This is a genomic window from Pseudomonas sp. A-RE-19 (assembly GCF_019956555.1).
Lineage (GTDB): Bacteria > Pseudomonadota > Gammaproteobacteria > Pseudomonadales > Pseudomonadaceae > Aquipseudomonas.
In genome coordinates this window covers 38,309-62,823 of the sequence record NZ_JAHBDQ010000019.1, presented here as the reverse complement: position 1 = coordinate 62,823, position 24,515 = coordinate 38,309, and the positions used below count along the sequence as shown (strand labels likewise).

Here is a 24,515-nt window from a genome sequence, read left to right as displayed (position 1 = left end):
TTGACGAGGATTCACCATGCTCAAGTACTTCGACCCGCATATTCATATGGTCAGCCGCACCACCGATGACTACCAGAACATGGCCGCTGCCGGCATCACCGGGGTTATCGAACCGGCCTTCTGGCAGGGCCAGGCCAGGACCAGTGTCGGCAGTTTCATCGATTACTTCGATACCCTGTTGGGCTGGGAGCGCTTTCGCGCCAGCATGTTCGGCATCCATCACTTCTGCACCATCGGCCTCAACCCCAAGGAGGCCAATGACCTGTCGGTGGCCAATGAAGTGCTGGAGATTCTGCCGCGCTATCTGGTGAAAGACGGCGTCGTGGCGGTCGGCGAAATCGGCTACGACGACATCACCCCGGAGGAGGATCGCTTTCTCGCCGCTCAGCTGGAACTGGCCAAGCAATTCAATTTGCCGGTACTGGTACACACCCCGCACCGCGACAAGATCGGTGGCACCAAACGCACCCTGGCGGTGATTCGTGAAGTGGGGATTGCCGAGCACCTGGTGATCATCGACCACCTCAACGAACTGACCCTGCCCCTGGTGCTGGACAGCGACTGTTGGCGCGGCCATTCCATCTACCCCAACACCAAGATGTCGGAACAGCGCATGGTCGCCCTGTTGCAGGAATACGGCACCGAAAAAATGGTGGTCAACAGCGCCGCCGACTGGGGGATCAGCGATCCGCTCAAGGTGCCCAAAACGGGCCAGGCAATGCTGGCTGCCGGCTTCACCGAAGCCCAGGTCGAACAGGTGCTATTCCACAACCCGGTGGACTTTTTTGCCCAAAGCGGCCAACTGGACAAAGCCCTCGTCAGCACCCCGCTGCCCATCGACCAGCGTCGGCAGTGGCAGGACAACTCCGCTCTGCGCGGCCAGGAACCGGTGATCAAATGAGTGCCGGCACGGGTTGGGCTGCCGCGCAGGTCGGTTATTGCAGCAATGTGCACCCGACCCGTGACCTGGCGGGACTACGGTCATCCATCGAACAGCATTTTCAGGGCGTGCGAACCCTGCGCGGGCTGACCGAGCAGGACAGTGGCCTGTGGATCAGCGCTCTCGCCGCGGCCGAATTACAACAGGCGTCGGCTCGCACGGAGTTCCTGAGCCTGCTGCAACGTTGCGGGCTACGCCTGACCTCGCTTAACGGCTTTCCCTACGGCCAGTTTCATCAGGGCGCCGTGAAAGCCGAGGTCTATTTGCCCAGTTGGGCTGATCCGAAACGGCTGGCGTACAGCCTGAATCTGGCGCGGATTCTCGCGGCTGCCTTGCCGCCGGACTGTAAACAGGGCGTGATATCCACTGTGCCGCTGGGTTATGCCGCCAGTTGGAGCCCGGCCTTACAGCGGCGTGCCGAGTATCAACTGCGCCAGCTCACCGCCTCACTGGCCAGGCTGCATTTGGAGACGGGCAAGAAGATCGTGTTCTGCCTGGAGATGGAGCCCGACTGCGTGCTGGAAAACACCGACCAGGCGATCGCCTTTTTCCACCGCTGCCAAGCCACGGACCCGAACCATGACTATTTGGCGCTGTGTTTTGATGTCTGCCACCAGGCCGTGGTCTTCGAACATTGTTATCGGTCACTGGAAAAGCTGCGTCAGGCCCGGGTGCCCGTGGGCAAGATTCAGCTGTCCAACGCCCTGATCTGTCGCCTGCCCTCTCAAGACAATGATCGGCGCGAACACGTCCTCAAGACCTTGAGCGACTTCGCCGAAACCACCTACCTGCATCAAGTGAAAGCCCGTGATGCGCAGGACCGGTTATTGGCCTGGGCCGACCTTCCCGCCGCGCTCGACGATTGCGCAAATATTCCGGGGCAATACCCCGAGCTGAGGATTCATTTCCACATTCCGCTGTTCAGCGAACACTTGCTGCTGCCCGAGCTCAGTGGCAGTCAGATCGCCCTGTCGCAGACCTTCGACTTCCTGGCAGACCATCCGGATTTTCGTCCCGTGCTGGAAGTGGAAACCTACAGCTGGGGCGTCCTGCCCGCCCAGCTGCGGCCCACGACCGAGCACGCCCAACTCCAGGGGATCGCCGCCGAACTGCGCTGGGTCGAAGACCAATTGCGCCAGCGACAATTGCTGCAATCCCAGACGCGGGAGGCGTACGCCGATGCCCTCTGATCACTCGCGTCAACCGCTGCTGCTGATCAACGTGGTTGCGCTGACACCGGCGCTGTTGGGGGCGGCGACGCCTCACATCAATGCCCTGTTGAAAACGGCAAAAATGGCCAGCCTGCAACCGGTGTTTCCGGCCGTCACGTCTACGGTGCAAGCCTCGATCCTCACCGGTCTGCCACCGTCCGAGCACGGCATCGTGGGCAATGGCTGGTATTTTCGCGACCAGGCCGAAGTACGTTTCTGGCTGCAACCCAACGCACTGATCCAGGGTGAAAAAGTCTGGCAGCAGCTCAAGCGTGAGCTCCCCGGGTTTCGCTGCAGCCAGCTGTTCTGGTGGTACAACATGTATGCGGACGTGGATGCCGCCATCACCCCACGCCCGCACTACCCGGCCGATGGCCGCAAAATGTTCGGTCTGTATTCGTCCCCGGCCTCGTTGCATGAACGTATCGAGCAGCAGATCGGCGAGTTCCCCTTTCCAAGCTTCTGGGGCCCGGCAGCCGGCATCGCGTCGAGCCGCTGGATCGTCGACTGCGCCATCGCCGAATTCCAGCTCGACCGACCCGACCTGCAATTGGTTTACCTGCCGCATCTCGACTACAGCCTGCAGCGTCTGGGCCCCGATCATCCGTCGATTGCCGACGAGGTGCGGGCCATCGACAGTGAAGTGGGTCGCCTGCTGACCTTTGCCCAGGAGCAAGGCGCGGCGGTAATGCTGTTATCCGAGTATGGGATCGAAGCCGTGCAGCAATCTGTTTCCATCAACCGGCTGTTGCGCTCGGAAGGCTTGTTGCAGGTGCGCCAATCGCTCACCTGGGAATTGCTTGACCCTGGCGCCAGCGCAGCCTTTGCCGTGGTCGATCATCAGATCGCGCATGTCTACGTGAAGCAGGCGCAAGACATACCTCGCGTCAAAGCGCTGTTGCAGCGCCAGCCCGGCATCGAGCAGGTTTTGGATAAAGCCGAACAACGGGCCTGCCAGCTGGACCATCCCCGCAGCGGCGAGCTGGTGACCGTGGCGGCGCCGGGCTACTGGTTCGATTACTACTACTGGTTTGACGATCGCAAGGCACCCGACTTTGCCCGTACCGTGGACATCCATCGCAAGCCCGGCTACGACCCGCTGGAGCTGTTCATCGACCCGGCCATTCGCTTCCCCAAATTGAAAGTGGCGCGCCGCCTGCTGCAGAAAAAGCTTGGCTTTCGCTACTACATGGACCTGATTCCGCTGGACACCCGTCTGGTCCGCGGCAGCCATGGCCGCCTGCCCGGCAGCGAGAAGACCGGCCCGCTGCTCATCACCAATTGTGATCTGCCGTTGCCGCAGCACCTTGCGGCCACGGCGGTGAAACAACTGCTCCTACAGCATTTCCTGGGGCACCCACACACCGACCTGGCCAATGCCAAGGAGCTTCCATGCGGCGCGCCATTTCTATAACAGTTCTGAGTGCACTGGCCGGTTTGGCTCAGGCTCAGACCCCGAGTACCTTCGACTGCAGCAACTTCCTGCAGTTTGGAGGAAACGTCGACAAGACCCGAACCGAGTTTGCCCAGAGTCCCGAGACCCTGGCCTGGAACTGGTTCGTCTGCCTGAACCAGCCCGCCGCGGCGGGAAGCCCCAACCTCGAGTGGGAGTCCATGAAACCCTCCGACCAGGTCTACCTGATCAATGGCGCCAAACCCGCCCCTTATGGCACACCCGTGCCGCCCCCGGACGCGGTGCTGACTCAAGCCAAGGCGCAGGGAATGGACCTGTCCCGAATCTTCCATAACCTCAACGCCACGCAACAGGTCGATGGCATGATTCTGGAAATGGGCGGTGCGGTGCCGGCGCCAGAAACAGGCAAACCCGTGCGCTTTCAGCTGCTGATGGGCGAAGGCACTTTCGATTACATCGTGCAACGCCAGGTCTACAACATGAACGGCCAGGCGGCCTTGACCAGTAACCTGGAGTTCCCCTCCACCGCCTGGGAGTTGAAATCCGCCTGGCTGTGGATCGGCTCCGACGCGACTTACAAACAGACCCTGGAAAACGACGGTTACTACATCGCCCAGGCCTATTACCTGCAAGACGGTAAATACCAGGTCGGCTATGCAGCGCTGAGCGGCTTGCATGTCATCAACAAACTGAATCCCGGCTGGGTCTGGACCACTTTCGAAAACATTAACAACAGCAAGTACACCGTCACCAACGCCATCCCACCCACTCCGATGACCAACAGCACCGGGCCGATAGCCGCTGCCAAGCCCGTCAATAGCCAATTCCAGGCTCAATATCCCGGGTTGTCGCAGTACGAACTGATCGCAGTCCAGTCCAAGACCAACCCGACCTTGCTGGCCAACTCTCAGCTGGAGTCAGCTTTTCAGAGCCAGTCGTCGTGCTTTGCCTGCCACGACACCGCCGCATATTCGGCGAAAAAGGGCTATTTCAACTTCGCCATGAAAGAACAGGGCGGCATCGTCTACCCCACCGCCCTCCTGCCGGAATCGGCCTTCGTCGGTTACAACAAACTGGACTTTGTCTGGTCGCTCAAACGCGCCCAGTGGCAACGCTAAGGAGCATGACATGAGCGTATTGAATTTCCCCCGCATCTACCTCAACGGCCATATGTTCTGGAACCCGCCAACGGCCAATAACAACGACGTACTTCCGCTCTACGACGCGGTCAAGATGCAGATGAACTGGCGGTTTCTCGCTGAATACGGCATCGATCCCGAGAATGCCGCCAGCACCTTGATGCCCTGGACCATCGCCCCCCTGGCGATGAGCGATGTACCTGCTTATGTTCTGCAAGTGCCGGGCAATGCCAACCCGCAAAGCTACCCGATGATTCCCGCCGAATGGGACCTGTTCGGCGACAACGCCTGCGGCACCGTCAGCTATGACCAGACCCGGTCCGTGATCATTGGCGGCGAGCTTCCTGGCGGTGGTTACGTCGACCAGGATCCGCTGATCGACAAGGCTTACCAACTGTTCGGCAACCCCCTTGGCAGCACGAATCCCACCCCCGCCCGATTCGTCGACGTCAGCCCCTGGCAGAACACCTTCACCGCGCTGTACTTCGACAAGCTGGTGCTGGGTGACGATCAGTGCGGCGTGACGCTCAAGCGTCAGCACCGGATGCTCGATCGCTTTCTGAACTTCAACTGGGGGGCGTTGGGTGGCCTGATCTATGTCACCACGACGTGGCAGACCTGCTTTCCCAAAGAGAACCTGCAGTGGGTAATTGGCGACTCGCAACTGCTCAAAGACCTCCAGGAACAGATGGACCAACAACACGCCAAGGGGCTGATGTTCAGGTTCTCCACCTACCTGACCTGCTACGACAGAAACGGCATTTTCAACGATTACCCCCCCATCAACACCCATTCCACAGACCCGCAGATACAGGCGAACGTGCAGGCGATGTATCAAAAAGGCCTGGATAACGTTGCCGATATTTTCTTCAACCCGGCCTACAGTCGCACTGCCGGCACCCTGGGCCTGTGGTTTGAGGATGAGTTCCCGACCGCGCCGGCGGGACGGCGCCTGGTCCCCGCCTCCGCCATCAGCCCTTACAAGACCTCACCTGGCGATACGCCCCTTCCCCCCGGCGTAGAAATACAGCTGGGAGTGATCTCGGCCCAGGTCCAGCCTGACAGCGATACCCTGTCGCTGGATCTCTCGACCGCCTTCCCGTTCTATCCGCTCGACAGCAACGCTAACATTCCGGTGGCGGAGAAATTCCAGGCAGGCAATTACGTACTGGGGATAAACGACGCAGGCCAATTCAGCCCCCTGACCAGTTTCGGCTTCGAACAGTATCGACAGGCAGCCTTCGACAAACGCTCCGGCATCCTGGATTTGACGCTCAACCCCGGCGCCAGGAAAAAGCTGCAAACCGGATCGCTGGAACTGCAACTGCAGGGCACAACACCGACGCAGGCCGCTACCCAGCAGATGTGGACCGCCGAGGTGGTGGAAAGCGCCAGTTTCATCGATGTGGGAGACAGCAGAACACTGCAGATCATGGTGCAATACGACGGCCTTCCGGCGCCGGCCGGCACCGTGCTCTGGGTGGCGGAGTACGACAACGCCTTCATGTTGAGTACCAGCGATTACTACCTGGCGTTCAGCAACAAGGCCGACTTCACGCTGTTCTACGACTATCCGCTGAACCGCAAAAAGAACAAATCCAATCTGCCGCAATTCATCGATGCCCCCAGCGAACACAGCCAGGCAAGCACAGGCAGTGGCCGCCGGCTCATGGCATTACACGCCGAGGCGCCCTCCGAGGTGCCGATCCCCGTCACCTATCAACAATACCTCTCGACACCCGCCTCGGTTTCCCTGGCCCCCAGCCTGAGCTTCAACAATCCCGTCCCCATGGAAGGCAAGCTGCAGGATCTCCAGAACAGCACCGTGAATTATTGCGTGACGCAGATACAGACCGACGCCAAGGGCATCGCACGACTGACCGTTAAAGGCCGGGCCCCTGGCTTCCCGACCCTGCGCTTCTTCGTGCAGGAGGGTGAACAGCCTCCCGAGATCCCTTTCAGTTTCAACTACACGGACGCCTATACCGACTTCATGGCGCCTTTGCGTGTGCTGCCGCTGGAGCCGAAACTGCAGCAGGACTTCGTCAACGAATGGAACCAGATCTACACCAAACCCGAGGCCCGGGTCCTGATCTGGGAAAGCTTCATCTACCCACGCATCCTGCAGCCCTTCTATTACCTGTACCCGATCATGAGCAAATTCATGCCACTCAATTCCCTGGAGCGAATCGAAGGCGCCATCGACCAGCTCATTGTGTTGATCAGCAAGGAATATCAGGAGGAAAGCACACTCGCCATGCCCATCACCCGCGACATGTCGCAAAGCCGACGCGCCGTTCTGGAGCTCTGGGCACAGTCCCTGGTGAAACGCAATTACCCCCCTGTCCCTCTCAGCATGAGCGACTACAAGCAAGTCTGAAACAGCAACATTCGAGCAGGACCACCGGGTGACGAACCTGTCACCCGGCACTTCACAGGAGTGTCATATGAAAGCCAGCATCTTGAATCGACTGTTGCTGCTGACCCTGCTGCTCAGCCCCTCCCTTTTTGCCCAGGAGGACAGTGGCGCCGTCTACTTCACCATGGGGGTGCATAACACCGAAGGGTGCAATGCCCAGAACGGCAACTGCATCGCCAAACGCGCACCGAACGACCCTTCCGATCCGTTTTTTCCGGCCTACTGGATCAGTGACTGGACCATGTACCGGGTGATGCACAACTACGAAAAAAACCCGCCGCCCTACAGCAACCCACCCTCGACCCTCACCCCGGCGGACTACACCGTCTCCCGAGGCACCAGCTACTACGACACCGCCTATATCCCGCCGGATGGCGACGGCTTCGGCGCCATGATGGAGCACTACGAGAAATACTGTCTGCCGATCTTCCCGATCAAGAACAACAACTACACCTGCTCCTTCGTGTCCCTGGGCAATAAGGCGTACTTTCTGACCTATCCGCAAGACCGCCCCAAGGACATGCCGGCCTGTTGCATGTTTTCGCCAATGAATCATCCGCCGCGGCAAGATTTCATCCAGCACCTGCCCTACAGCGCCGAGCGCAGCAAAAACCTCGATGGCAGCGTGCAGGCCTACGCCCTGGACCTCGACTCGCCGCAAGGTCCCATCCTGTTCGGCTACGCCTTTTTCAAACAACTGTCAGGACAACCGCCCTACCGGCATCCCCAGTCGTTCTTTTTCTCCGGTGACACCAGCGTCGCCAATGCGCCCATCGTCAGCCAGAACTACACCAACTTCCGCATCGCCAAACCGGACCCGGCCAAGACCTGGGCGCAGGTGGCCGCGATGTGCCCGGCGAATCCGCCGCCCTGCCAATTGTTCGAGCCACCGGCTTCACAGAGCAACGGGCACAAGGCGCAGTGGAACAAGCTCATGCAGCGCAAACCCTGACCAATGACGAAGGATCGCCATGAAAACCACACTCCGTTTCACCGTGATGTTACTGGGCCTGACCAGCCTGCCGGGGCTAACCCTGGTGCAGGCCCGGGAACAGGCCATGCCGTCGACGCAGGCCACCAGCCTGAGCTGCCAGCCTCCCAGCACCGCGCCGGCCGCCACCGCCAGTCAGGACCAGTTCGATCAATACAGCTGGCAGATGTTCATCGCCTTGAACTGGCCCGCGCAGGACGGGCAGCGAGGTGATCCCGACTGCAACAAACAGCCTGGGGATCCCGGCTATACCGTCTGGCAGACCTACAAGACCGTGGAGGAAATCTTTCTGCCGCAAGGGGCCAACCCTGGCCCGTGGAATACCCCGCAGACCGCAAAAAGCCTGGGCATCATCAACATCGCCGCACTGAAGAACAGCACTCAGGTGAATGCTGTCGACCAGGCCGTCGGCGGCTGGCTGATCGACCAGGCCGGCAACCCGACCTACTACGACATCTCGGCCAACGAGACCTCTTACAACTACATCGTCACCAATAGTTTCTATAACGCTAATGTCGTTTCCAGAGCCAACAACATCAACTTTCCCTATGGGGTCATCGAGGTCAAATCGAGCTGGCGCATCCTCACGACCAGTGACAACGCCAGCCGCTACCTGACGATGCTGGCGCGCGTGGCCAAGTTCGATGACCAAGGCCAGCGTGTCGGTGTCACCGAGGCCTACCTGGGCCTGGTGGGCTTGCACATCATCACCAAGGTGAATGGCTATCCGCAGTGGATCTGGTCGACCTTCGAGCAGATCGACAACGTTCCGCCCAAGGTGCTGGTGAACGGCAAATGGGTCGACCAGCCGACCTCCGGCACGGCCTATTCCTACTTCAACCCCGCCGCCCCCGCCGCCTCCCTCAACCAATCACCCTGCGACTGGCAGACTCAAGGCGCGCATCTGGTCTGCGTGCCCAAACCCGGCACCACGTTCCAGACCCCGAACCCGCTGAACCGGTTTACCCCGATTGCCGAGATCACCAACGGGGTGAACACCAATTACCGCACCGACCCGGGCCTGCAAAAAAGCGTGTTGAAGTACTACCAGCTCATCACCACCCAGCGCCCGCTGATGCCGGACAACCCCAGTAACCCACTGGGCCAGCCGACACCGGCGCTGTCGGCCAACGTGACCATGGAGAGCTACATCCAGCCCAACAGCAGCTGCATGAACTGCCACTCCATGGCGACACCGGTCAAGAGCCCCTACAAGGCCGACTTTTCCTACCTGTTCAAATTCGCCAATGCGCCTGTCGGCAAAACCACCAAGGACGAGGAATAGATCATGAGCATTCTCAATGGACCACGGCTGAATTTCTGGGGCGGCATCCGCACGGACGTCAGCCTGCCGAACAACTCCCCTACCATCCCTTACGACGGCAATGAGAAATGGCCGCTCTTCGACCTGACCACCTCGACCCTGGCACCGAGTGCCCAGTCTTACACCGACGACCAGTTGAACAACATGATCAACGCGCCCGACGGCGACTACTACACCGCTGGCGGCTGGAATCACTACGGGCAGCATGTCGTCGACATGCAGAACGCCTTGATCAGTTCGCAGGGTAGTCCGGGCAGCATCAACACCACCGGCGATATGGTGGGCCAGCCGGTCTATCTGCTCGGTTCGGTGGACCCGGTGACCGGACAGGGGCCCGTTTCCGGCCCGATGATGGTGGACCTGGACCCCACCGCCACAAACACCACCCAGATATTCGTTGGCGGTCTGCAAATTGGCGGTAACAGCGACATCCAATTGCTGATTCGCGCGAACACGGTCTGCAGCAGCCTGGATGTCAAAATGCGGGTGTTGGAGCCAGAGGAGATGGATGCGCCGGGTTCTTTCCGCCTCAGCGGCACGTTTCAGTTGACCTTTCCCCTGAGCAGCATCGTCAGCTGGAACGAGAACAGCAGTGGCCTGCGATCGATCATCCAGGCGCCGGGTGCGACAGGCATTGTCCTGCGCTTTGTCATGTTCGAGATGTGCCCCACGATGACCACCGAGCAACTGGATGCCGATTACGCCGCCGGCCGATACACCCCCAACCCGAGCATCGGCCGGGTCATCGGTACACTGGCTCCGGCCTTCGCGGACGAACCGAAGAACTGTCAGCCGGGCCGGCAGCTGGTCAACCAGAGCACCAAGAGCACTGGCTATGCCGATCTGGGCGACAGCGGCATCCTGAGCATCGACATGGTGAACGTCATCCCGAAGCAAACCTTCAGGGCCGTCAGAGACGACATCACCAGCCCCATCGGGCCCAACGCGGATTACGGTCTCGTCACTATCTCTGCAGGCACAACCACCCTGACCACCCTCGACCCGACAACGAGTCCGTTATTCAACTACTACGTGTATGGTGGCATCGTCGACCTGCCCCTGAGTACTAGCCAACAGGAAGCGGCGCGGACCAACGAGTTGGCCATCACCGCACCCGACGAAGTTGCCGAAACCACGCTAAACGCAATCGAATCGACTTATCGGGTGTATGCCGATCAGCGCAACGTTTATCTGGAGGACTACCCCAATGGCCTGTCGATCACCCTGCAGGTGAGGTGTCTGGGCGGCCCGGTCCCCAAAGCCACCGAAATCGACCTGAAAGCCAGTCCACCTGCGGTATACAAAAATCCGCAGTACTGGAATTTCCTCGAGTTTCCGGCCTCGCTGACCGTAGAACCCGGCCAGCTCGCAGTCAGTTTCCCTGTCACCGTCAAACCGGGTACTGCCGCCCAGGCGGGCTTTGTCGCCCTGACCTACGCGATCAACGGCTTTAAAAGCGGTGGCTACTTCACCAGCTTTCGCAAATACGCACAGACCGACTTCGGCATCCCCGCGGGCACCACCATCACCTGGGAGCTGATGTACCCGAACGTCTTGCGTTTTCACTACCTGGCCTTCCCCGCCATGTCACGCTACATCCCGCTCAATCAACCCGACGCGGTCATGGGCGCCAAAAACCCCATCCTCGCCCGAACCTCGGACGCCTACAAAGGCACCACCCTGTTCATGCCGGTGGTGCGCTCGATGTCGCCCTGCCAGCGGGCGCTGCTCCGGGCCTATCTCACCGGTGAACCGTGGCAGCCGCCGCAGTAGTCGTGCCCCCTTATTCATGGAGAGAGCCCTTATGCCCGTTCCCATTCACATCCCGGCGCAACCGACTGAAACGTTGCGCCCGAGTACTATCATCGCTGAAGGCCTGCTGAACCCTCGGGGCCTTTGTGTGCAGGCCGATGGCAGCCTGCTGCTGGCCGAAGCCGGCTCCGGCCGGCCGGACCAGACCTTCAGCGGCCGTATCAGTCGACTGCGACCGGATCCACACAGACCCGGCGCCTATCTGCCCCGCGAAATACTGGCGCAAGGTTTTCGCGCCATGAACATGCAGGCCCGTATGCTGCGCGATGAAATCATGGGGCTTTCGGACATCGCCTGCGGTGACGGGCGCTGCCTGGTCAGCCAGACCGATTATGTCGAGGGTTCCAAACTGCTGGACCTGCAATACACCCCGCCCGAGCCGGTGTTTCACAGCCGTGGCAATCTGAATGCGCTGTGTTACCACCCGACTCGCCGCAGTTGGCTGGCGGTCAAACCCGATACCAATCAGCTGGTGGAGTTCATCAGCGGACAGGACGAGCGCGTGCTGGTCCAGTTGCCCGAACTGGATCAAGGCCAGGAAGCCGTTCCCGTGACCCTGGTGTACGAACCGGCGACCGACGCCGTGCTGATCAGCCTGTTCTCCGGAGAGCTGCAGGGCGACCCTGCGCGCAAGGGCATCAATTTTGCCGACAAGGCAGGCCAGGTGATTCGGGTCTGGCCCGCCAGCGGGCAGATCGAGCTCCTGATTCGCGGCCTGCAACTGCCCACCGGACTGGCACTGTGTCCGAAGGGCAACGTGCTGGTCCTGGAACTCTGCGACCGCCTGCAGCAACCCTTGCCGCCGGACTGGAACGGCGAACCCCTCCATGGCGGCTTTACCCGTTTCACCGGTCGACTGCTCAGTTGCAATCTGCAAACCGCCGAGGTCGCCGTGCTCGCCCGCGGTCTGGATACGCCTTCCAACCTGTGCCTGGTGCAGGATGCGGTACTGGTGAGCGAAGGCATGGGATTAACCGACCGGCCACTGCCCACACCAGATAACAGGGTCGCTCCGTTGAGCGGCCGACTGCGGCGGGTGCAGCTCTAAGAAAAGCTGCGCAACAACTCCTGTGTGGCCTTTATCGGTTTTTTGACACTCTTTCGAATCTGTATTCAACAAGCGCCGCTGAGCAATCACCGGCGCATTCCAGCCGCCTGGGCGTTTCATCAGCGCAGCGCTCCCTGTTTCAGCGCCTTCTTACCAAACCATCCTTGCACACCAACAATAAAAACCCCTTTCAAAACAAATAGTTGACGCTTTTGAATAGATTATTGGACAGAAGGCTATATTTTTGACTAGTGACATTTGACAGGCCGCCTTGAGTGATCAATACCTAACAGGGTCGACGTCTATTCGACGGAAGTTGACTTAGCAGATTCCTGTTGCCGCCTGCTTTTAAGGGCATGATCGAAAGTACTTGTTTTTAAAGGGCCGAAGGTTCGGACCATGCGGTAGCTTTGGCCATCATAAAGAGCATCCCCGCCTCTCACCGAAGGCGATATCACTTATAGCGTTAAGTCATGCTTACATTTTTCATTAAGAGTTCTGATTACAAAGCTGTAAAGCGAATAGAACCCTAGATGCGCCCCAATGAGAACGCCAAATTATTGACCAAACTTTCGCTCTTGCCGTTATTCGCATCTTACCTGCTTCATAATTGATACACCGTTTTAGAAACTTAACACTTTCGCGACACCTCAATAGCCTTCGCCGAAAGCGTAATGGCATCCCTGATGCACGAACAGGCATGCGTAAACCAATGTTACGGAGCTTGCCAGAATGCTGACGAGTACCCAAGGTTCTAATTGGTATCTTTTGCAATGCAAGCCGCGTCAGGACGAACGGGCACAAGTCAATTTATTGCGACAAAACTATGTCATTTTTTGCCCGCAAATCATCAGCCAGCGCCTGATTCATGGCAAACCCCATAAAACCCTTGAATCCCTCTTTCCGGGGTACCTTTTCATTCAGCTGAGTCGTGACGACAAGTGGGCGCCTTTGCGTTCTACCCGTGGTGTCAGCCGCATCGTCGATTTCAATCATGGCCCGGCGATGGTTCCTGACGATGTCATCGAGCATCTGCGTACCCGGTGTTTAAAGTTATCAGCAATGTCTGAATCCCAATTATTCAAACCCGGCGAAACACTGCAAATAACCAAAGGACCACTGTCGACACTCGAAGGTATTTTCCTGAGCATGTTGGGTGACGAGCGAGTCATGATACTGCTTCACTTTCTGAATAGAGAGCAGCATGTTCGCGTCCCGCTAACTGACATTGAACGATCACAACCTCAACTTAAAGTTTAGCGACACATTATCTGCAGCAGCGCATTCAACAAGCAACATGATTAACCCTGAGCTCATTAAGCCTGGCACTGCATTCCAAGCCTGACATTAATGCCTCTTTAATTCGTCACTCCTGGACAAGTTAATCAATCAACTTAGCAGCCTCTTTCATGAAGCCATTTTTGATTTCACCTGGCAGCGTGCCGATCACATTCACCCCTGTTTTTTCCGGTCTATAGTCATCGGGTTCATCCCCAGGAGCAATGATATGACCCTTAAGACCCACGGCCCTTTCGCACTGATCATGATCTATTTATCTCCCGGAACGGCCTGGGGTCTCGATCCTCAACCCATTAAGGTCTATGGATTTGACTTCACGCCCACGCTGCTGTTTTCAGAAAGTTATGATGACAATTTCCGGGAACTGGAGCGGGGGCGACAGTCTTCCATGGTGACCCGATTGGCGCCCTCTTTCGAGCTCAAGGCTGAAGACCGCAACAGTGCTACCCGACTTATCTGGCAGCCTACCCGGAACATTTATCATGACCATTCGGATGCCTCGAATACCGCACAGCGTGTGCGCCTCAACAGCATCATGGAATTCACTGACCGCCATCGACTGAAACTTGAAGCGGAATCGCGTAAATATGAGCGTACGACGTCGACCGCGGTCGAAGGCATCAATGACAAGATTCGCACTAACCGCGTCAATGGCCTCTATACCTTTGGCGCCAGGAGCGCTGACAATCAGATCGATCTGGGCGCAAGTTACGCTCAACTTCGCTACGACAATGCCGACGGCATCAATGACGACAAAGAGCGCAATACCACCGGCCTGACCACCACCTGGTACCACCGCATAGGCAGCAACACCCGTGGCCTGCTGGAGTACGACCACACTGTCTTCGACTACCTGCTATCGGACAGTCGCCTCAATAGCACATCCGATGCGGTTCTTGCCGGTGCCGAATGGGATTTCACCGCCCGCACCAGCGGCAAAGTCCGCGTGGGTTATGAGCGCAAGAACTTCGATGACAGCAGTGTCAAAGACCTCAATAACCCGACCTGGCAAGTGGATCTGCGATGGAAACCACGAACCTACTCCACCTTTTCATTTGTTGCCCACCAGGCCGTGGCCGAAGGCGACGATGGGGCTGACGCGGTAAAGACCAGCTCTGCCCTGTTCGGCTGGCGTCATGGCTGGACAGAACGCATCACCACGGTGGCTGAAGCAGGGTTGTCCCGCTATGAGTACGAGGGCCAGAGCCGCACCGACAACCTTCATGAATACAACCTCGCCGTGGAATACGCGATGCGCCGCTGGCTGGATATCGGTTTGGGCTATCGCTACCGCAACGACAACTCCGATGCCGACAATCATAGTTTTGAACGCAACATCTTCTTGCTCAGCTTCAACGTAAGTCTCTAAGAGGTTTTCCCCATGAACTCGCGAATGCTTGGCTTGTTGTTCGTGCCGTGGCTGTTGCCCGCGACTTTTGCAGCAGACACCGGCGCCCAGTACAAACTGGCGGCCGGCGATGTATTGCGTATCACCGTATTCGGTGAGCGGGATCTGAGCTTCGAGAAAATCCGTCTCAACGATGCCGGAATGTTTTCCTATCCATTTCTGGGTGAGATTGCCGCCAAGGGGCTCACCCCCAATCAGGTGGAAAAGATCATCGTCGATGGACTCAAACAAGGTTACCTGGTCGACCCCAAGGTCAGCCTCAACCTGATTACCTATCGCTCGTTCTACATCAATGGAGAGGTGCAGAAACCCGGCAGCTATCCATTCGAGCCCGGGCTGACACTGGAGAAAGCCATCGCCCTGGGCGGTGGCCTGACCGAGCGCGCTTCGATCAAGCGGGTGACCATCGTGCGCGGTGATGGCTCGCCACCACTGACCGACACGGTCACGCGCAGCACCGCCATCGCCCCCGGTGACACCATATCCATTGCACAAGGCTTTTTCTAATCATGGACAATAGCCCAAGCATCTATGTCGAACGTCCGCTCCAGTCGCATCTGTCTCAGCATCAGCTGTACAGCGAGGAAAAGGACACCATTGACCTGCTCAAATACTGGAGGGTGATCTGGCGCGCTCGTTGGAAAATCGGCTGGGTGACACTGCTTGGCTGTGCACTGGCGATGACCACGCTGTCGTTCATTCCCTCGCAGTACATCGGCAGCACCACCCTGCTGATCAAAGAAAAAACGCCACCGCTGTTGGCCTTCCAGCAAGTCACGGATTCGAGCTCCGGTACCGTCGATTACTTGCAGACGCAACTGGCGCTTCTGCAATCGCGGGATCTGGCCGAACGCGCGGTCAAAAAGCTGAACCTCACCACTAACCCGGTGACCGATCCACGCCAGCAACCGGAGCCATGGTTTACGCCGCGAAAATGGTTGGCAAGCCTTGATCCTGGCCAGTGGCTGCCAGCACTCGGCCTTTTGATACCCGTGCAGGAGACGCCCTCTGAAACCGATATTTTCAATGAGGTCACACAGAACCTCATGCAGCGCACCAACGTTAAATTCGTCGGCAAGAGCCAACTGATCAATATAGAGGTGGAGCAACCCGACCCCGGCCTCGCTGCAGCGACCGCCAATGCGATTGCCCAAGGCTTCATCGATAGCCAGCTCGACAATAGCCTGAAGTCCTCGCAGACCAGCACCAGCTGGATGAACTCACGCCTGATCGAGTTGCGCAATAATCTGCGCACTGCCGAAAACAAGCTTCAGGCCTACCGGGAAGCACAAGGCCTGGTCGATGTCGACGGTGTCGCCACCATTAGCGCCAATGAACTGGAAATGACCGGCAATCGCATGATCGATGCCCGCCGTAACCTGGCAGAAGCCGAGAGCCAGTACCGTCAGGTACAGGCCCTGAGCAATGGCGACCTGAGCAAACTCTCCAGTGTGCCCGCCGTCTTGAGTAACCCTTTGGTGCAGAAGTTCCAGGCTCAACAGGCCAAGGCCCAAGCCAAGGTCGAAGAGCTGTCGGGGCGCTACGGTCCAAAACATCCGACCCTTATCGCCGCTCGCGCCGAGTTGCGCATGGCCACCGACAGTCTGCGCCTGCAGGTTCAGCAGGTGGTGGCCGGCATTGAACATGGATACCAATTATCCCAGGCCAATGAAAGTTCACTGCGCAAATCATTCAACAGCAACAAGGCGCAGATACAGGAGATCTCGCGCAAGGAATTCCAGCTGCGTGAGTACCAGCGTGAAGTCGACAGCAGTCGCGCGCTGTATGAAACCTTCATCACCCGCTTGAAGGAAACTGCGGCCACCTCAGACATGGATTCCACCAAAGCGCGCATTGTTGACCCCGCGATTGCTCCTTTGGAACCGAGCAAACCCCGTAAAAAACTGATCATGGCGATCGTCGCCGTCGTATCTGCGCTGTTTGGCGTCGTGCTGGCATTACTGTCCGAAACGCTGAACAAAACCTTCAAGACCGACGAAGCCGTCGAAAACGCGCTTAACGTGCCCCTGCTCAGCGTGGTGCCGCTGGTCACGAAGAAAAGCCGCCGGCAACTGGCGCGACTGTTCGATGACAACGACCATCCGCGTTTTTGCGAGACCATTCGCAACTTGCGTACCTGGTTGATGTTGCACAGCGGCGAAATGCCGGCTCGGGTGGTCCTCGTTGCCTCGACCATGGCCGATGAAGGTAAAAGCACAATCGCCAACAACCTGGCCTACTCACTCGCCAAGCTGGAGCGTGTCCTGTTGATCGACGCCGACATGCGCAAACCCAGCCTTTCGCTCAACTTCGATTTTCCGGCAGACAGCCCGGGGTTGGCCAATGTCCTGGCGGGTACTGCGCGGCTCGAAGACTGTATCCGCTCTGTCGGTAATCTCGACATGCTGCCGGCCGGAAAGCTTTCGCCCCCACCGCTGGACCTGCTCAGCTCACCGCGCCTGGCCCCGCTGCTTGAGGCGCTGAAGTCGCGGTACCAACGCATCATCATCGACTCCCCGCCTGCGCAGGCGGTCAGCGACGCGCTGTTGCTGGCCAAGCACTCGGACGCGGTGATCTACGTGATAAAGGCCGAAAGCACGCCTGTCAGCCAAGTGCAGAAATGCCTTGCGATATTGCAGCAGAGCCATGCGCCAGTGTTTGGTGTAGTGCTTAACCAGGTTGATCTGCGCAAGGCTCGCAAGCATGGCTATAGCCATTCCGATACGTTTCAGAACTACGACTACATGACCAGGTAATACCTGCGCTGTATCTCCGATAGCCTCCTTCCAACACTCAGCAAAAAGCCGCTTCACCTCAGTCGAGCTACACCAGCATACGGGAACGAGGGCGTGCAGTATTTGACGCCGATGTCCAACCCATGCCCGGAGTTGAGCCGATGACATCGCTATACACCGCTCAAATGGCACACCGCCGGGGCCTGACCTTCTGGGGCCAATGGCTGTGCGCACTCAGCCTGGTCAACCTGCTGTTGATGGTGCTCGTGAACTGGCGAGTCGGCAGCCTGACCAGTGAATACCGCGTTCTGATGATTCTCACCGTCCTCGGTTCGGTTCCGATCTACAGCGTCATGCAGGTTTACCACAAGCGTCATGAGTGGTTATCGGGCCTCGCTCGGCTGCTGGCGGCCTGGATGATTTTGCTGGCCGTTCTGATCAGCATTGCCTTCGTCACCCAGACCAGCGCGATTTTCTCGCGTCAAGTGATCATCATCTGGGCCGTGCTGGGTTACCTGATCCAGGCGGCGAGCTTTTTGCCCCTGCATAATCTGGCCCGGCTGCATTCGCGCAAACTCTGCAATGAGCGCCGCGCGGTCATCATCGGCACTTGCCCGACCGCGAACACGCTGGCGAGAAAACTGTCCAGACGCAATCGCGTACCGCTACTGGGCTTTATCGCAACCCCCGACCATACAGGCCCGGCACCGAGCATTCTGCCGCTGCTGGGACGCATCGACGAGGTTCGCGAAATCATCGCCCGCCTGCATGTACGCCGCGTTTATATCGTCCTGCCCCTGGCCCAGGCCGCCATCATCGAAGCCCTGTACATCGACCTTCTGGACATGAACGTCGACGTGGTCTGGATCCCTGATTTCGGCAGCATGGTGTTGCTCAATCAGTCGATCTCGGAAATCGAGCGAATGCCGGCCATCTACCTCAATGAAAGCCTCATCAGTTCGCACCCCGGCAGCCTGCTCTGCAAAGAACTGTTCGAACGCAGCCTGGCCGCCGTGGCCATTATTGTGCTCAGCCCCTTGCTGCTGATCGTGGCGGCAGCCGTCAAGCTTTCCTCGCCCGGCCCGGTGCTGTTCAAGCAGAATCGTTACGGCTGTAACGCTGAGGTGATCAAGGTCTGGAAGTTCCGGTCGATGCGTCTGCACGACGACAACGAAGTCCGCCAGGCCACCCGTGAGGATGACCGCATCACTGCGCTTGGGCGTTTTTTGCGCCGAAGCTCCATCGACGAGCTACCGCAGCTATTCAACGTGCTGTGCGGCGATATGGCCCTGGTCGGCCCGCGACCACACGCAGTCACGCACAACATTTACTACACCGGCAAGGTACGCGCCTACATGGCCCGTCATCGCCTCAAGCCGGGAATCACCGGGTTGGCCCAGATCACCGGCCATCGAGGTGAAACCCAGACGCTGGAAAAAATGCAGCAGCGCGTCGCCCAGGACCTCAACTACATCAATCAATGGTCGCTGTGGCTCGACATCAAAATTCTCGTCAAGACCCCTTTCACGTTGTTCTCAAAAGACATTTATTAGGGAGTCAGGCAAATGATCGACCTGGAATTGATCGGGCATTACGCACCGAATCTGCTGGACGCCAACAAGGCATTTTCCTTCATCAATTTTGCGTCCATCGGCAGTCTGTTCGATCGACACCCGACTTCCATCGCCTATTTTTGCGACGGCATGCTGATGTCCACGTTCATGTCGCGAATCACCGGCCGCACGATCGGCCGGGTCAGTTTTGACTTCACATCCATCGCCGACTCTGTCTTCAGTTGTGCCGAGAAACAGGGCAAACGCCTCTATTTTGTCGGTGCCAGACAAGCCGAACTGGAGCGGTTCATCGATAAGATCAAAGCTCGCTACCCGGCGTTGATCATCGCCGGTTATCACAACGGCTATTTCGATGCACCGCAGGCCGCGCGCATTCAAGCAGACATCTGCCGCAGTCAAGCAAACATCCTGATCGTAGGCCTGGGTGCCGGGCTTCAAGAGCAGTTCGAGCAGGATGCCCTGCGCGCCGGCTTCACCGGTGTGGCATTTACCTGTGGCGGTTTCATTCGCCAAGAGGCCACGGCCACCCATCATTACTACCCGGAGCCGATCAACCGCCTGCACCTGCGTGCGTTCTATCGAATGTACCGCGAACCGCACACCATCAAACGCTACCTGATCGATTACCCGACCAATTTTGTTCATCTATTGCTGATGATCGCTCGGCGAAAAGTGACCATCAATATCACTTATCCCTGAGCACCCGGCACCGAGCACCCACCATGCATATCCTGTTCATCCTCAAGGACTTCAAGCCCGATGGTGGCCTCGAGCGTGTCCAGCAACGCCTGGCCAGGCAGTTTCTCGAGGATGGCCAGCGTGTCAGTTATTTCGTCATGAACGGCGACACGCCGGACGATGAAGGGACTGCCACCCTCAATGGCGGCGGTAATGGAATCGTCGGCCTGCTCAAGTCCATCGTACTGCTGCGCCGGATTATTCGCCGTGAACGGGTGACCCACCTCATCGCCGCCAAGGAACAGGCCAATCTTTGTACCTGGTTTGCCACTTTGGGTAGCCCATGCAAGGTCATCTATAGCCGTCATGCGGCACTCGATTGCAGCGAACAAAAGATCAGTCCCGCGACCCTGCGTCTGCTCTATGCGTTGTACCTCTGTGGCAACGGTCAGGTAGTGACGGTTTCCAATGGCCTGCGCCAGTCCCTCGCCGATCTGGTGCCCTGGGGTCGTCAGCGCATTCGCTATTGCCCCAATGCGGTCGTCACCGATCAATTGCTCAGTGCCGCACAAACACCTTCGATCTCCGGCTTGCCGGCCGAGTACTGGTTAGGTGTGGGGCGCCTGGTGGAACCGAAAGGTTTCCATCTGCTGCTCGACGCCTACGCCTTGGCATTACGCAGCGCTGCACTGCCGGATTTGGTGATCATCGGCGATGGCCCGCAGCTCGCCGAGCTGACTTCACAGGCAGGCCGCCTGGGCATTGAAAGCCGGGTGCATTTCACCGGTTTCATGAGCAATCCGTATCCATTGATCAGAAAGGCCCGATTGCTGATCCTGAGTTCCTTTCATGAGGGCTTGCCGACCGTACTGATCGAGGCCTTGGCGCTGGGCACGCCAGTGCTGGCCTGCGACTGCCAGACCGGGCCCAGAGAACTGCTTGATAACGGTCGCCTCGGCCAGTTGGTCAAGGTCAATGACGTATCGGCGCTGGCCGAAGGGATGCTGCGCAGCCTGACCTCCCAAGGCCAGGCTGCGCCAAGCGGCCAGGTGGCCGCTGACGCCGTCCGACAGTACACCAGTCAATACGCCGCGCAGGCGTACTACCGGGTATGGAATCAATGAAAAGGCTGCTGATTATCCTGCAGGACTTGGGCGGGGGTGGAGCCGAAAAGATGATGGCGCGCCTCGCCAGTGCACTGACCGACGCCGGCAATGACGTGACCTTGCTGATGCTCACCGGCGCGGGTGTGAACTCGGCGCGCCTCGACCCAAGGGTCAAACAGGTCGAGTTGCACAGTGTGCGCAGCTCCAGGGCGGTGCCGGCACTGGCACGTTTTCTTCGTCGCAATCGCTTTGACGCACTACTGGCCGCCCTCACCCACGTCAACGTGGTGGCCATCGCCGCTGCCGCGCTGTCAGGGACTCTGGCACGCCTGCACGTCAGCGAGCGCAACGCGTTTTCCCATGACAAACATGTCAATCCTGCGTTGACGGTGCGGGCAGCGTATCTGATGGCACCGCTGCTGTATCGTCTCATCCCCAATCCGGTGATCTGCGTCTCGCGCGGCGTCGCCCAAGACCTGGTCGACACCACCATCACGCGCCGACAGGATGTCACCGTCGCCGACAATCCGGTGCTCGACAACGATTTTCGCGACAGAGCGCCGGGACATCCGAGCCACCGCTGGTTGCTCGAAAAATCCGCCCCGGTGATTGTCGCCGTCGGTCGTCTGGCACGGCAAAAAGGCTTTGACGTATTGCTCGATGCCTTCGCCCGACTGCCCGATCCCAATACCCGATTGATCATTTTCGGCGAAGGTGTGCTCAGGGCCGAGTTGCTCGAACAGGCTCGCGCCTTGGGCGTGATCGACCGGTTCGATCTGCCGGGCTATACCCGCGATCCATTGGCGGAAGTGGCGGCGGCCGATTGTTTTGTGCTGTCGTCGCGTTTCGAAGGCAGCCCCAATGCGCTGGTCGAGGCCATGTCCACTGGCACTCCGGTGGTGTCGACCCGTTGCCCCTATGGCCCGCAAGAGATCCTCGACAATGGCGCAATCGCTCCGCTGGTGGCGGTCGACGATCCTGCGGCACTGGCACAGGCCATTGCCGCAGAACTGACGTTGCCGCGTGATTCAAACCGGCAAGCGCGCATCGATGCCGCTGGCCGCTTCGTGAGCGCCTGCGCTGTGAAAACCTATCTCGACGCATTGCTTGGGAGCCAGTCGTCATGAACACACTGGAAGTCAGGTACACCACTTTGCGCGACGCCTTCACGTTGTTCGGTGTGCTGTTCTACATTCAGGTGATCGGATTTTTTTTCGGGCTGGCCGATGTGGCGAATCTGGACGTAGCCGAAAAAGACCTCGAAGGCAATGTGGTGAACCAGATCTGTGGCCTGATCACCTTGCTGGTGCCGCTGTTCTTCTTCATCCGCAACAAGGTCTTCATCAGCAAAAGTTTTTACCGTAATAACTGCTTTCTGCTGGTGTTCATGCTTGCCCTGGCCGTATCGATCAGTTGGTCCTACGACCCGATGTTAAGTTTCAAGCGTTTTGTGGCGTTGATCAGCGTGGTGTTCTTCGCAGGCTTCGTCGCCTACAACTACAGCCTCGAAAAAATCGCCTTCATGCTCGGCTGCACCCTCGGCGCCGCTGCGTTGTTCGGCTTGGTATTCGCGCTGTTCAGGCCTGACATCGCTTTCATTGACGGCGGTATTCGCGATGGTGCGTTCAAAGGGATTTTCCCGGAAAAAAATGCCGGTGCCCGGATCAACGCGATTGCCATTCTGTTACTGCTGCCGATGATCCGTCAGCGCAATCCCTGGGCCATCATCTGCTCGATATTCTCGTTGATCGCCATTGCGCTGGCCCAATCCGCCACCGCCATAGCGATGATCGTTGCCGGCACGGCGAGCTATTGGTACTTCCTCACGTTGATCCGCTTGCACGTCAACCGCTCGGTGCCCGCGTTCCTCGGTACGACGATTGTCTATGTGCTGATCTGTTTCTTTCTCTACGGCAATTATGCGTTGCTGCTGGAGCTGATCGGCCGTGACTCATCACTCACCGACCGCACCCTGATCTGGGACCTGCTCACACCACTGATCGACGCTGAATTCCTCAACGGTTACGGCTTCGGCGCCTTCTGGTCCAGCCCGAACGCCGAGGCATTCATCAACCGTTGGGGTTACATCGGCAATGCCCACAGCGGTTACATGGAAACCTTGCTCAACGGCGGTGTCATTCAGCTGACAGCGCTGATCCTCATGCTGCTCGAGTCGCTGATCAAGCATTATCGGGCGGTGATGGCAGATCAATCGGCACGGTTTCACGCCAGCGCGATGGTCATCATCGGATCGTTCATGCTCACCAACTATGTAGCGTATGTCGTTCCCAACTACCGCTCCGCAGAGTTTCTGGTGTTCTGCATCCTGGCCCTGTCATTCCGGCACCACCACGTCAAACGCCCTGGCCTGGCAACACGTCCTTTCACACCTGAAGAGGGTGTCGCGCTCGAGGGCGTACCCGCCGACACGATGTCCAAGGAGAAAAGCAAGTGCTGAACACCCCCTCCCAATCACCTTGTTCGGTCTGTGTCGTCATTCCGATGTACAACGCCGCCGACAGCATTGAGCCAACACTGGCGTCCCTGGTCGGGCAAACCCGACTGCCCGATCACGTCATCGTCATCGACGATGGTTCCACCGACGAGGGACCACAACGGGTCAAAGACTTCGTGGCGCCGTTTCGCCTGACGCTGTTGCAGCAAGCCAACGAAGGCCAGGCCAGCGCCCGCAACCACGGATTGCAGCACACTGAAGAGACGCTTGTGGCGTTTCTCGATGCAGATGACAAATGGCATCCGCAAAAGCTGGAGCAACAACTGGCACTGTATGACGAACTCAGTCGTCAGGGACGGCCGGTGGGGCTGATAGATTGCTACGTGCAGATCAATTACAGCGACGGTAGGCGGCAAGTGGAAAACCGGCGCAAGAACGGCAGGCATTTCTACGATTTCATCCACGCCAACGTCGTCAATGGCGTATCCGCCGCGCTGGTCAAGCGCGACGTGATCATGCAACTCGGCGGCTTCGATGCCAGCCTGCGCTACGCCGAAGACCGCCTCATGTGGACCCGGATCGCCGAACACTGGGAGCTCCATACGGTGCCACAGGTGCTGCTGCAGCGCACGGTCAACAGCGGCAACATAACCTCGCAACCGAAAAAGTACTACCCGAACAAGATCAGGTTCATCGAGGTGTACCTCGCCCGCTATGGCGCGCAGCTAAGCAAGCAGCAACGGATCAACTTCGTGCTGGGCAACCACACCGACTTTCTCAATGCGTTTTCCCGCCTTGGCGAGCATGCCCAGGTGATCGATGTGTATCGGCGAATGCTGGAGTATTCCTGGCAAACGCTGATCTTCGCCGACGGCAAACCGACATTGCGCTACCTCTATGCATGCGCCCGATCATTGCGCAAGGAAACTGCGTCAACCACCGCTCATTGAACCGATATCCGC

General features: G+C 58.4%; 19 protein-coding genes. All 19 read left to right on the top strand.

The window, feature by feature from the left end; all coding sequences use genetic code 11:
- The first annotated feature begins 16 nt into the window (after positions 1-16).
- A complete protein-coding gene (locus tag KGB14_RS13925) occupies positions 17-901 on the top strand; it encodes a TatD family hydrolase (protein ID WP_223487392.1) in 885 nt (294 codons plus the stop codon).
- Entirely contained in the window at positions 898-2,130 is a 1,233-nt protein-coding gene (gene eboE, locus KGB14_RS13920; RefSeq protein WP_223487391.1) for a metabolite traffic protein EboE, read from the top strand. The genes KGB14_RS13925 and eboE overlap by 4 nt, the downstream gene beginning before the upstream one ends.
- Entirely contained in the window at positions 2,120-3,565 is a 1,446-nt protein-coding gene (locus KGB14_RS13915) for an alkaline phosphatase family protein (RefSeq protein WP_223487390.1), read from the top strand. The genes eboE and KGB14_RS13915 overlap by 11 nt, the downstream gene beginning before the upstream one ends.
- Complete coding sequence (locus KGB14_RS13910; RefSeq protein WP_223487389.1) at positions 3,544-4,683, top strand: hypothetical protein; 1,140 nt, start codon at positions 3,544-3,546, stop codon at positions 4,681-4,683. The genes KGB14_RS13915 and KGB14_RS13910 overlap by 22 nt, the downstream gene beginning before the upstream one ends.
- Before the next feature lie 10 nt (positions 4,684-4,693).
- Positions 4,694-7,084 carry a hypothetical protein gene (locus tag KGB14_RS13905; RefSeq protein WP_223487388.1) on the top strand — a complete coding sequence of 797 codons (2,391 nt, stop codon included), beginning with the start codon at positions 4,694-4,696 and terminating at the stop codon, positions 7,082-7,084.
- Positions 7,085-7,151: 67 nt separating this feature from the next.
- A complete protein-coding gene (locus KGB14_RS13900; RefSeq protein ID WP_223487387.1) occupies positions 7,152-8,075 on the top strand; it encodes a hypothetical protein in 924 nt (307 codons plus the stop codon).
- 19 nt (positions 8,076-8,094) lie between these two features.
- Positions 8,095-9,399 (top strand): hypothetical protein, encoded by a 1,305-nt coding sequence (locus tag KGB14_RS13895; RefSeq protein ID WP_223487386.1) that lies wholly within the window; start codon positions 8,095-8,097, stop codon positions 9,397-9,399.
- 3 nt (positions 9,400-9,402) lie between these two features.
- Entirely contained in the window at positions 9,403-11,211 is a 1,809-nt protein-coding gene (locus KGB14_RS13890; protein ID WP_223487385.1) for a hypothetical protein, read from the top strand.
- A gap of 31 nt (positions 11,212-11,242) precedes the next feature.
- Positions 11,243-12,298, top strand: coding sequence for a hypothetical protein (locus KGB14_RS13885; protein WP_223487384.1), 1,056 nt, complete (start codon positions 11,243-11,245; stop codon positions 12,296-12,298).
- Between the two features lie 732 nt (positions 12,299-13,030).
- Entirely contained in the window at positions 13,031-13,558 is a 528-nt protein-coding gene (gene rfaH / locus KGB14_RS13880; protein ID WP_223487383.1) for a transcription/translation regulatory transformer protein RfaH, read from the top strand.
- Positions 13,559-13,805: 247 nt separating this feature from the next.
- Complete coding sequence (locus KGB14_RS13875) at positions 13,806-14,966, top strand: outer membrane beta-barrel protein (RefSeq protein ID WP_223487382.1); 1,161 nt, start codon at positions 13,806-13,808, stop codon at positions 14,964-14,966.
- Positions 14,967-14,978: 12 nt separating this feature from the next.
- A complete protein-coding gene (locus KGB14_RS13870) occupies positions 14,979-15,512 on the top strand; it encodes a polysaccharide biosynthesis/export family protein (protein WP_223487381.1) in 534 nt (177 codons plus the stop codon).
- A gap of 2 nt (positions 15,513-15,514) precedes the next feature.
- Entirely contained in the window at positions 15,515-17,761 is a 2,247-nt protein-coding gene (locus KGB14_RS13865; protein ID WP_223487380.1) for a GumC family protein, read from the top strand.
- A gap of 140 nt (positions 17,762-17,901) precedes the next feature.
- The gene (locus tag KGB14_RS13860) at positions 17,902-19,293 is read left to right on the top strand and encodes an undecaprenyl-phosphate glucose phosphotransferase (protein WP_223487379.1); all 1,392 of its coding nucleotides are present in this window, start codon (positions 17,902-17,904) and stop codon (positions 19,291-19,293) included.
- A gap of 12 nt (positions 19,294-19,305) precedes the next feature.
- Positions 19,306-20,013, top strand: coding sequence for a WecB/TagA/CpsF family glycosyltransferase (locus KGB14_RS13855; RefSeq protein WP_223487378.1), 708 nt, complete (start codon positions 19,306-19,308; stop codon positions 20,011-20,013).
- Positions 20,014-20,036: 23 nt separating this feature from the next.
- A complete protein-coding gene (locus tag KGB14_RS13850) occupies positions 20,037-21,116 on the top strand; it encodes a glycosyltransferase (RefSeq protein WP_223487377.1) in 1,080 nt (359 codons plus the stop codon).
- Positions 21,113-22,225 (top strand): glycosyltransferase, encoded by a 1,113-nt coding sequence (locus tag KGB14_RS13845; RefSeq protein ID WP_223487376.1) that lies wholly within the window; start codon positions 21,113-21,115, stop codon positions 22,223-22,225. The genes KGB14_RS13850 and KGB14_RS13845 overlap by 4 nt, the downstream gene beginning before the upstream one ends.
- Positions 22,222-23,556 carry an O-antigen ligase family protein gene (locus KGB14_RS13840; protein WP_223487375.1) on the top strand — a complete coding sequence of 445 codons (1,335 nt, stop codon included), beginning with the start codon at positions 22,222-22,224 and terminating at the stop codon, positions 23,554-23,556. The genes KGB14_RS13845 and KGB14_RS13840 overlap by 4 nt, the downstream gene beginning before the upstream one ends.
- Positions 23,550-24,503: a glycosyltransferase family 2 protein gene (locus KGB14_RS13835; protein ID WP_223487374.1), complete on the top strand. Its 954-nt coding sequence runs from the start codon at positions 23,550-23,552 to the stop codon at positions 24,501-24,503. The genes KGB14_RS13840 and KGB14_RS13835 overlap by 7 nt, the downstream gene beginning before the upstream one ends.
- The last annotated feature ends 12 nt before the right edge of the window (positions 24,504-24,515 follow it).